The organism is Pseudomonas sp. E315 (assembly GCF_055406205.1).
In genome coordinates this window covers 386905-396451 of sequence record NZ_JBUZPJ010000003.1, presented here as the reverse complement: position 1 = coordinate 396451, position 9547 = coordinate 386905, and the positions used below count along the sequence as shown (strand labels likewise).

At 53.6% G+C, this 9547-nt stretch carries 9 protein-coding genes; 3 read left to right on the top strand and 6 right to left on the bottom strand.

Annotation, left to right across the window (positions count from 1 at the left end):
• The first annotated feature begins 196 nt into the window (after positions 1-196).
• From ACZRJQ_RS07205 to ACZRJQ_RS07195, 3 genes are read left to right on the top strand one after another with little or no spacing between them, the layout of a single operon-like run.
• Positions 197-1201, top strand: coding sequence for a hypothetical protein (locus ACZRJQ_RS07205; protein ID WP_463977673.1), 1005 nt, complete (start codon positions 197-199; stop codon positions 1199-1201).
• A 7-nt stretch (positions 1202-1208) separates the two neighbouring features.
• Complete coding sequence (locus ACZRJQ_RS07200) at positions 1209-2294, top strand: AAA family ATPase (RefSeq protein WP_463977672.1); 1086 nt, start codon at positions 1209-1211, stop codon at positions 2292-2294.
• On the top strand, positions 2294-3088 hold the full coding sequence (locus ACZRJQ_RS07195; protein WP_463977671.1) for a hypothetical protein: 795 nt from the start codon (positions 2294-2296) through the stop codon (positions 3086-3088). The genes ACZRJQ_RS07200 and ACZRJQ_RS07195 overlap by 1 nt, the downstream gene beginning before the upstream one ends.
• A 109-nt stretch (positions 3089-3197) precedes the next feature.
• Here ACZRJQ_RS07195 and ACZRJQ_RS07190 read toward each other — a convergent pair whose 3' ends face one another.
• The 6 genes from ACZRJQ_RS07190 to ACZRJQ_RS07165 form a co-directional block, all read right to left on the bottom strand.
• Positions 3198-4055, bottom strand: a complete 858-nt coding sequence (locus tag ACZRJQ_RS07190) for a hypothetical protein (protein ID WP_463977670.1) — start codon at positions 4053-4055, stop codon at positions 3198-3200.
• 89 nt (positions 4056-4144) lie between these two features.
• Positions 4145-7027: a DUF927 domain-containing protein gene (locus tag ACZRJQ_RS07185; protein WP_463977669.1), complete on the bottom strand. Its 2883-nt coding sequence runs from the start codon at positions 7025-7027 to the stop codon at positions 4145-4147.
• Positions 7024-7308: a hypothetical protein gene (locus ACZRJQ_RS07180; protein WP_463977668.1), complete on the bottom strand. Its 285-nt coding sequence runs from the start codon at positions 7306-7308 to the stop codon at positions 7024-7026. Before ACZRJQ_RS07180 ends, ACZRJQ_RS07185 begins: the two co-directional genes overlap by 4 nt.
• A gap of 530 nt (positions 7309-7838) precedes the next feature.
• Positions 7839-8138: a hypothetical protein gene (locus ACZRJQ_RS07175; RefSeq protein WP_463977667.1), complete on the bottom strand. Its 300-nt coding sequence runs from the start codon at positions 8136-8138 to the stop codon at positions 7839-7841.
• A gap of 2 nt (positions 8139-8140) precedes the next feature.
• The gene (locus tag ACZRJQ_RS07170; protein WP_048351130.1) at positions 8141-8407 is read right to left on the bottom strand and encodes a helix-turn-helix transcriptional regulator; all 267 of its coding nucleotides are present in this window, start codon (positions 8405-8407) and stop codon (positions 8141-8143) included.
• Positions 8408-8484: 77 nt separating this feature from the next.
• Complete coding sequence (locus ACZRJQ_RS07165; protein ID WP_463977666.1) at positions 8485-9411, bottom strand: hypothetical protein; 927 nt, start codon at positions 9409-9411, stop codon at positions 8485-8487.
• Positions 9412-9547: the final 136 nt, after the last annotated feature.

Below are 9547 nucleotides of genomic sequence, written 5' to 3'. Positions count from 1 at the left end.
CTGGAATGCGAAGGGAGAAGATATCTTAAACAAGATACAGCGAGCCCGTGAGGCAATGGCCTCACGGGCTGGCGGGTAAGTTATTTTCAAAACAGCACACTAGATAATACTTAATGGAGATCAGCCTTTCGGGACACGTGGAAGCGCTCATTTCAGCGTGTTATGCTCCATCACTAATTTTTTGTTGGGCCATCAGATGAGTGACGCCAGAAACCTGGAAGGGGGCTTCAGGTATACCCCTCGGACTTACTCGCTCCGTTCAGTGATCGACGGCGTGAGGGAGAGCGAAATTATTATCGATCCCCATTTTAGGTATCACCGTGCGTGGCCAAAATCGTTACAAGTTAAGTTGGTAGAGAGTGTCCTGTTGGGCATACCGATACCCGAAGTTTGGTGCGAAGAGAATCACTATGGTGATATTTTCGTCTTGGAAGGTGCGCATTTACTTGAATGTTTGATTGATTTTTTAGACAACCAATTTCGCTTAACTGGTGCTAGGACTATTCCTGATTTAGAAGGCTGTTATTATAGGGATCTGCCATTTAAGTATTCAAGTGCATTTATAAACCGAACGGTTGTTGATATGCGTATTATTAGTTATGATACTACGCCGTTATTGAAGTACGAGTTTTTCAAGCTGCTGAATCTAGAAAAGCGCGATTTCATTCCTCAGGTCGCTAGAAACTATGCCTTTCCTGAGCTCGGAGTTTTCCTGCGTGACCTCATAGAAAGTTGCGCTTCACTGGTTACCTTCCAGACCCGCGATAACCCTTATACCCAAGCCTCATTCAAACGTCCCTTTGAAGTGGATCGCGTTTTTCTCCTAATTATTGCAATGGTGATGCTTAAGCGGGGGCTGTTGGAGCCTATCAGGGGCGATGTTGAGGCCTTACTCGACGAGACTATGTTCTTCCTTAGCGACAACCCTAATTCACGCCGCAGTCTGGGTTTTGCGGTTAAGCGCTGCCTTAATCGCATCGCCGAAGAGGGAGACTCCCCACTGTGGGTTTATTTCGGGGTCAGTAAACTACAACCCAGGCGCGTAGGGTCGTCGGATGGGCATATCAATGTCGATATGTTGTTATATGCCTGTGTAGAAGTGCTCAATGACAGACCAGTTAACGATATCCGTTACATGCCATATTCAATTGGATATTTGAAACAACCCTCCACCCGCAGGCTCTACGACGATTTGCTCTGAGGTTAGGATGCTGAAAACACTGTGCATTAAGAATGTCAAATGCTTCGCTGACACCCGCTTCCACTTCTCTCCTATGACGGTATTTGCCGGGGCCAATTCGGCGGGTAAATCGACTGCGTTGCAGTGCCTACTTTTACTAAGACAAAGTTTCAAGACCGATCAAACGATGGGTGAATCCTTGGCAATGATGGGGGAGTTCTTTTCGGTAGGGCATGCCAAGGATCTGATCAACCATAGCCCACAGGGGGAAGCGCTGGTTATCGACGTAGACGGCTCAGCATTTTCAGCTGATCTTAAGGGTGTCGACATGGAGGCTTACCATATTGCACTCGATGCGCCCGTGTCGTTGGATCATTCGCTGTTTAACGCCGATTTCAACTACTTGAGCGCATTGCGGCTCGCGCCGCAGATTAGCTACGACGTCAATTACGATGGAAACCGCTTCGATGTGGGCATCTACGGGCAATTCGCCGTGGCAGAGTTAATGCGTCGTGGCAACCGTGCTGCTCCTAACCAGCGCTTGGCCAGGAAAGTGTGTGCCGGATTGAAGCTGGACGAGCATCGCGACGTCAATCTTGAGATTGCTTTCAAAGAAGCCATGAAGATGATTAGTCCCGATTTCAACATCGTTCTCGCTTCACACGCTGGATTGGATAAAGTCTCCAACACTTTTGCATCACAGGGCACGGCACAGGGAGTAAGGCCGGTGAATACCGGTTTTGGTATCAGTTACGTCATGCCTATTATCGTGGCGGCGTTATGTACCAATGAGTCAGGTTACCTGCTGGTTGAGAATCCTGAAGTACACCTTCATCCTGCTGCCCAATCGGTGTTGGCCGGATTTCTAGCCCAAGCGGCCGCCTGTGGTGTTCAGGTAATAATAGAGACGCACAGTGACCACATCATTAGCGGTATGCGCGTATTTGTAAGAGAAAACGCGGTCCCAGAGGGCCTCGTGACAATCAACTCGGTGCGGGCAACCGCCGATGGCCGCGAGGTGACTGAAATCCATGTCGAATACGATGGCGCGCTGTCCGATATGGATGAAGGATTTCTTGATCAGGCTCCTAAGGATTTGCTGAGGCTGTTTTGATGAAGGTGTATATCAATGATGGTTCGATCGAAGGGCAGGCTGAAACAGAAGTTGAGGCGCTCAGTTTGCTCCGAACACTTGCCACTGCTGTAGCCGCATCAAGTAGCCAAGCCCAGGCCGGGAAGGCCTACCGCACCAGAGATTTTTCTCAAAGGGTAATCATGCCCAACGTTACGGTTCACAATTTGGTATCGCGCCACCTCACAAGCAAACAACACGCCGATGCAACCCAATTTATTCTGTCGACAGTATTAACTTTGCCTGTTGATAAGCTCTACCATGACGAACCTGAGCATACTGTCACTGGGGAGGACGGTCAGTGCTTAAAGAGAACCTGCTTCGACTCCGCCGTACAGGCAGCCTGTGGGGCGCTGGTTATTTCAGCCATTAAATCTCAAGCATCTGAGTGTCAGCATTTTATCGTCAGCAGTTCTTTATACGGACAGAAATGCATCGCCAACGCTTGCGAAGCGGAGATGATTAAGGCGCAAGCGTGGGTGTTCGAGCACAATCCTAAGCATAAAAAAGCACCTGGCAATGCCAAGGGTGGTGTCGCTAGCGTCATGGATCTGTCTGTAACGCAGGCGCAAGAGGTACTGAGCAATGGCGTCATGGTTGGCAACCGGGTGTTTGGAAACCTGAATGACGTGTGGTATCAGTTTCACTGCCATGAACAAGGGCGTTACCACGGTTTTCGAATCGAACTTCAAACTAGCAATGCTGACCACATGAAGGCGCTAAAGGCAATTGTGGCATTGGATTATGAGCGCTGTGGACAGGTTTACGCTGAGTAATGAGGTGAGGGGGACTCCGCGTCATGCGATAGTTTCTACTGATGAGTTATCAATTCGAGATCATGCTACATATGTGATAAACAGCCCGCGTGCGCGGGCTGTTTCGGGATTATGCTGCGAGTAAATCCGCCAGGGAAATATCGCGGGCGGCGGCTGCCATGTCGGAACGATCAAGTCTCGTATGGAAGGGGCCGAAGCGAGGCACTTCGAGTCCGGACAGGGCATCTCCCATCCCGCCCTTCTGATAGCTGACGGCAAGTATTCGTGCTCCTACAGCGACCAATTGCTTGGTAGCTGCATTCCACTCTTCATCTAACGCAAATCCTATCGCATTCAGGGCCGCTTTTTTGGCCTCATCCCCACGTTGCTGAGCATTTGAGATTTGAGTTTCAATGGTGTCGAGTTCGGCCTGTAAAGCGACGAGGATGAGTTCTTGCCTTCTCACTTGCTCATCCGTTATCGCAAGTTGCTTGGCGGCTTTCTGGATTTCGCTATTCGCAGTTTTTTCACCTTCGCTGTCGCCGCTGGCAAGGCTCCGGGCGTAGAGGCTGGCTGCGTCTCGCTCGGCTTGCTGTGCTTTTTCCAGAGCTTGTTCTGCCTCCGATTGAATCGCCCGAAGGCGCTCATTCAAGTGCGCTTGTGTCCGTTCCAATGCTTCGACCTCGGCGGCTGATTCGGACATCGATTGGATGGATTCTGTTTTGATCTGGCCGACCCGCTCTAGGCGGTCTAGGTGAGTGAGCTTTTGTTCAATTCGTTCCAGCTCGCTGGAGATGGCGCGTACACGGCTTTGGGCACTCGATAGTCTGTCCTCGGCGGCGCTGCCCTCTGGGCTTCCTATCATATTGCCGTTAGGGCTGTAGTTGCTGGGCGCATTGCGCCAAGCTGCCTCCAAGTGGGGGAGACTGTTTTCCAGCGTTTCGCGTTCGGAGATTAAAGCCGCTTGTTGCTGTTTCAATTCGTTCATGGTCATTCCTAAAGTCAGATTTTTGGTTGTGTGTGCCTGGCTGGCGAGGCCGGAATAAGCCGGCGCTACCTCGTGAATCAGATAGCGACCTAGGCGGCCTGCGCTTCGCGCTCACCTTGTTCAGGTATTGCCACAACCACGTAGCAACGCTGCAAACCAAGTCCAGGCAGGCGTACAGCGGTCGAAGCTTTGCCGTCTTTACCTGGCTCTAAAACACCTAGTTGTAAGAGCTCCTTGTTAACTGCACTCAGGTTCATTCCTCGGAAAATCTCGGAACGCCATGCCTCGGGTAAGACGTAGTAAGTGGTCGTGGTGTGCAACGAATCGCCTAGGCCGTGCTCCAGCAATTTGCGAAAGCCCAACCGATCAATCGTCCGCGGGCCATGCTCATCGATCTTCGCGGCCGCCGACTCCCAGCGGGTGAAGCGGCTTTCACCGAAGCGCTCGATGACTTGGCGCAGCCGCGCCAGAATCGCGTCCCCTTCGAAGTTACCGGCGCCGCCGCGCTCATTCATCCAGGCACTGAGACACACCCGGGCTGCGGTGGTGGCGGTTCCATCCGGCCAGCCGGTAATCCCCATCGCGGTGGCCAGTTCGCCCGCTGCGGCAGCCAGACCGAAGCGGGCGGCAGCGCGATGCGCCTGACCGCTGGCCGAAGCGGGTAGTGCCTTGGCAATAAAGCTCTCCAAGGTGTGGCGCAGGATCGCCGACCAGCCATGCCGCTTGCCGGGCTCACAAAGGGCCGACAGGAAGGCGGTAAGCGGTGTGCCGTAGTACTTGGCCACCCGCGTCTTAAGTGCATCGGAGAGGGCCGCTGCGTCATCAAAGCCGTTCAGCACATCGAACATGCCGAGACCTTTACCGGCGTCCGCTGGCACAGCGAGCATGCGTACTTCCATGCCTGCTTTGAGCTCTTTGTTGGCCTCGGCCATGTGTTGCGCCAAGGTTTTTTCGCCTGTGGATAGAAATAGCAGGCGCCACTCTTGTACCTGTCGGCCAGCTTGGCCGCGATCGTTAGCGCGGGCTTTCCCGGTGCCGTTGCCGAGCATGTAAACGGTTTCGCCAATGATGCGCGGGTCGCACATGCCGATTTCGTCGAGTACCAGGAGGCCGTCCGAGTGCGCGGCAGCGATGGACTCCAGTGCGTTATCGGTCGAGCGCCATGACCGCACCAAGCGCGGCCCGCCGTAGATAGAGGCAGCGACTTGCAGGTGGGTGGTTTTACCGCCCGAGCTATCGCCGTACAGGTGAAAGCCACCTGATTCATGACCAAGCATGTGCAGCAGTGGTCCAGCAAACGCCACGCTGGCCACAAATGCCAAGCGATGATTACCAACGCACAAGGCGCCGATTTGCTCTTGCCACTGCTCCAGGGTGCCAGCCTCGCTGATAGGCGGCAGTTGGGCGCCTGCTTCGTAGAAGTGCAGGTGCTCGGTGTGGGAGCCGACTTGCTGCTCGGGCAGTAGAAAGGCGCTGTCATGCCAGCCCAGTCGAGTGACCAGACGTGCGCGTTGGGCGCTGTCGAAACCTTGGAAGTAGCTCTGCAGATCGTTACGCGCATTTCGGCTGGAGCGCGTGCCAGCAAGTCGCAACCCCATATCTACCAGCGGACCTAGAACGTCTTTTCCGAAGTCGCCGGTCATGGTGCGCGCCGGAATGTTCCAGCGTTTTTTTGCGCCGTCAGGATCGTCAAACTCGACCAGCAAACCCCAGTTATGACCTTTGGCGTCACGGGTGCGAGCGAGGATTTCCAGTGGTGAGCACACAGGGCGCGACTCGCCATCTTCGCCTGAGTAAAACACCCCTTCGTGAGTCAGGCGAAAGCCGCTGGGTAGAGTGTCTGTCTTGGGCTTAGCTGCGCGCTTAGCCGGTGTTTTTGCCTTGGGCTCTGCAGCCAGGGCAGGCGCAGCCCTAAAGAGTTCGCCAGTGCGCTCCAGCTCGGCAATGTGGCTCGACGTCCAGCCTTTGGCGAGTGCATCCGCCGCATCGTCGCCTTGCTCCCACACGCCGCCCTTGGCGAAACCGGGCAGGTCATTTTTGAGGGACGGTTTGCGTTTGAAGTTTTCCAGCGCAATTACGCGAACTGAATCGGCTCCGATTTCTTCCAGTTTTTTAGCAACGGCCTCCATGCAGGTTGTGCCGCTCGGGTCGTTATCGGGCCACAACACGACCGTGCGATTTTTGAGCGGGGACAGGTCAACTTTGTGCCAGGCATTCGAGCCATTTGGCCAGCAGGTAGCCACACAGTCTGGAAAGAGTTCGGCGGCAGCATCTGCAGCCTTTTCACCTTCGCACAGGACTACTGTGGCTTCTGCTTGCAAGCTCAGTTCGTGCAATCGCAGCAATGGGCGTGGCTCGGGCAAGCCTTGCCACCGCCACTGGGTCGATTGGTTATCCGAGTTCTGGCACCACGTCAGGGGTGCGAAGACTTTTTTGGTTTTGCCGTCTTCGTCATGGCCGAGGTCAAAGCGATATAGCGCCATGAGTGGCTGGCCTTGAGTATCGCGATAGATCCACACTTTGGACGGGGCGCCATGTTGCCGATGTTTGGCTGGGCACTTATTCATGGCCTCGACCGGTATCGGCAGAATCGCTATCCATTCAGGTGCTGAGCTTTTAGTCGGGGCTGGTTTTGGTGGCGAATCCTCAGCGTTCAGCCGAAGCAGATCCGCAAGTTTGTTGCAGGCCTCTACGTCCGTGCCGCCATCCAGGTAGCGCACCAAATCAATCAGATCGCCGCCCTTATCGCCGGTTGCAAAATCAGCCCACGTGCCTTTGCTTAGGTTGATTTTGAGTGAGCCTGCGTGCTTGTCGGTGCGGGTTGGATTAGGTGCTGTGTACTCCTTGCCGCCGTCTACGCGCTTGCCGTTGGGCAGCCACTGATTCAGTACGGTATCAATGTTGCGCAGAGCTGCAGCTTTGACTTGGGCAAAAGTAGGGCGGCGTGATTTACCTTTTTGGGGGGTATTCATTTGTCACCCCCGGATGTATCACTTTGGATTGATACCGCATCAGCGTGCATGGCCAGCGTTCTGATCAAGCCCAGCGTGCCGCGGACATCCCAGAGTACGGACGCAATGATGTGGTTGGAGAGGCGAGGGGTGTCACCTTCAAAGTGATCCTCCAGGAGGGTCAGTACAGACGAGGCGCGATCAATGGCGCAGGTGATGGCGTCAATCGGGATACCGGCTTCGGCCTCTTTGCTGACACAAAGGAGATCTTCAGGCAGCGCGAAACTCAGAAGGCTTTTCATTGAACACCCCCTGCGGATTCGAGGGTGCGAGCTTTGGACATGTGAGCGTTGTAGCGGGCAAGACGTGTAGCGAGGCTGGAGTTTGCGTGTAAAGCGGCGAGAGCCATTGCTCGATGAGCAGCGGCGCGATTTTTGAACGGATTGAAGGCGTGCATTGGTGAAGCTCCTTTTGCTGGGGAGCTACCACCGTTCGCGACCAAACGAATTAAGGTGGCAGCTGTACGCGGGTTGGTCGACCGGGGCAAAAGGAACCCGGCAGGCCCGAGGGCCTCCCACGCACAGCCGCCATAAAACGGAAATGCGGACGCAAAAAAAGCGCCTGCAATCGTAATGGGGGCGCCTATGCGCCTTTTGCTTGTCGGGCGACCAAACCCGTTCGCTGAATTTGCAGCGACGGCGAGAGAGTACCGCCCCATTTTGGAAAGTGCAACAGTGTGTGGATCTTGCGCATTTTTTCGAAGCGGCATAAATTGAGCTGGCATGTAGATATACCTCAACGCCTCCGGATCGCTCCCGGGGGCGTTTTCGTTTCAGGCATGGATTTCGTGACGCAGATGCAGAATTGGAGCGATGCTTTCACTGACCATTTGGCGAGCTTCGTGATAGGCGTAAAGCTTCTCTGGCTCATCAAGGGCGACTGCGCCCAAGCGTTCTGTGTGCAGGATCAGCACGCACCAAACACCGTCGGTCCAGCTCACTACTATCAATGCACGGCCCAGTGCTTCATGGCGTCGACGCAACCGTTCAAAACGAGTGATACGGGATGCCGAAAAGCCGATTTTTCGCAGCACTCGGAATGGCCAGATGGTTACTTTTAGAGGATGGCCCATATCTATGCGGCCTCACCGTCACGAGCAGCGATACGGGCGCGAGTCCAGCTCTGAACTTCCCCTAGTACCCAAGCAACAGGTGCGCCGCGGGCATTGCTATTACTTAGTTTTACTGGAGTAGGGAAGCCGCTTTCGGGTTGCTGCATAAGCTTGTAGATGGTGGGGCGAGCAAGGCCTACGATGGCCATTACTTCGGTGATTCGGATCAAGGTTGTCCCTGGATCGCGGAGAGAAAGAGCTTTTGATTTTGGAGTGAGATAGTCAGTCATAGCTGTGCCTAGCAAGTGAGAGTCAGCACAGGGTACGAACGCAACGGAAAGCAAACATGGTTTGCTTTCCTGGCTATTCATTTTAATTTAGGAAAGAAATTACTCTCGTCGACGTACTTTCGAATAGTCGGTTTAGATGCAATGCCATCCGCATGAAGGGCTTTCACGAGTTCTGTTTTTGTGCTCTGGGCATTGGCTTGAAGGTGCCGCTTGGCTGACTTTATGATCCTGTCCTTTAAATCCTGAGATTCTTGCTGTTTCACAGAGTCAGGAGATTTATTGCCTTTGCCAGCTGCACTTGACCGTAACGAGGCTTTGGAAGAGAACGCAGTGCTTACGATGTCGTGCAGTACGCTTGAAACATTGAATCCCTTAACCGAAACATCGATGTTTTCAATTTGCTGATAAAGGCCAGCCAATTGAAGGGCGTTTTCAGCATCCCCTTTTCTGATGGCGAATTGTTCCCGGGCATAGATTTCCAGGCCGCTGTTGAGATCTCTTTGTCTCTCAACTAGGTCCAGGTATTCCCGCGAAGGCATCATTTTCAATTGTTCAATTAGCTCTGCGTCGATCCCCTCGACGATGATTTCGAGGTTGAAAAGCCAGTTGGCCAAGATCTCCACTGCTTCCACGCTGTAGACCAGTGCCACGGTTGCAGTGAGCTGTGAGTCAGTCGCAGGGTGATCAACGCCTATGACATTGCGAACAGCCCTTGGAAGGGAGGCTGCCTGCATAAAGCTGGCTTCTTGCACGATCACGTCGCGAAGATGAAATACTGATTGGATCGTGGACTCGGCATATTCTGTATAGCTTCCTTCGTCGAGCCAGAACGAGGTGGCCATGTTGATTACATCAAATGCCTCATAGAAGTGATCGTAGAATTGGGGGTAAAGCGCTAGCTTGTGCACAGCTGCTTCAGCTTCGTCCATACCCCAAAGTAAGTACTTCACGCTGTAGCCTGCAATCTCTAGATCATCAGTATCCACGCCAAACTCGAAATTCATTCAGATTGCCCCGAGCCCCATTTTTGAGCATGAAACCAGCGATAGAAGTGTCGGGGTGTGAGCACCTGCAGGTAGGTTTGTGAGTTGCTGCTGTTACACAGATTGGGCGCGTTACACGTTGCTGAGTTTGTGTGTG

What these genes read in the sequence shown, in the direction of transcription:
- ACZRJQ_RS07170 (WP_048351130.1), bottom strand. Translation starts at nt 8,407, where the DNA reads ATGACTGACTATCTCACTCCAAAATCAAAAGCTCTTTCTCTCCGCGAT.
- ACZRJQ_RS07200 (WP_463977672.1), top strand. Translation starts at nt 1,209, where the DNA reads ATGCTGAAAACACTGTGCATTAAGAATGTCAAATGCTTCGCTGACACC.
- ACZRJQ_RS07195 (WP_463977671.1), top strand. Translation starts at nt 2,294, where the DNA reads ATGAAGGTGTATATCAATGATGGTTCGATCGAAGGGCAGGCTGAAACA.
- ACZRJQ_RS07175 (WP_463977667.1), bottom strand. Translation starts at nt 8,138, where the DNA reads ATGGGCCATCCTCTAAAAGTAACCATCTGGCCATTCCGAGTGCTGCGA.
- ACZRJQ_RS07180 (WP_463977668.1), bottom strand. Translation starts at nt 7,308, where the DNA reads ATGAAAAGCCTTCTGAGTTTCGCGCTGCCTGAAGATCTCCTTTGTGTC.
- ACZRJQ_RS07165 (WP_463977666.1), bottom strand. Translation starts at nt 9,411, where the DNA reads ATGAATTTCGAGTTTGGCGTGGATACTGATGATCTAGAGATTGCAGGC.
- ACZRJQ_RS07190 (WP_463977670.1), bottom strand. Translation starts at nt 4,055, where the DNA reads ATGAACGAATTGAAACAGCAACAAGCGGCTTTAATCTCCGAACGCGAA.
- ACZRJQ_RS07185 (WP_463977669.1), bottom strand. Translation starts at nt 7,027, where the DNA reads ATGAATACCCCCCAAAAAGGTAAATCACGCCGCCCTACTTTTGCCCAA.
- ACZRJQ_RS07205 (WP_463977673.1), top strand. Translation starts at nt 197, where the DNA reads ATGAGTGACGCCAGAAACCTGGAAGGGGGCTTCAGGTATACCCCTCGG.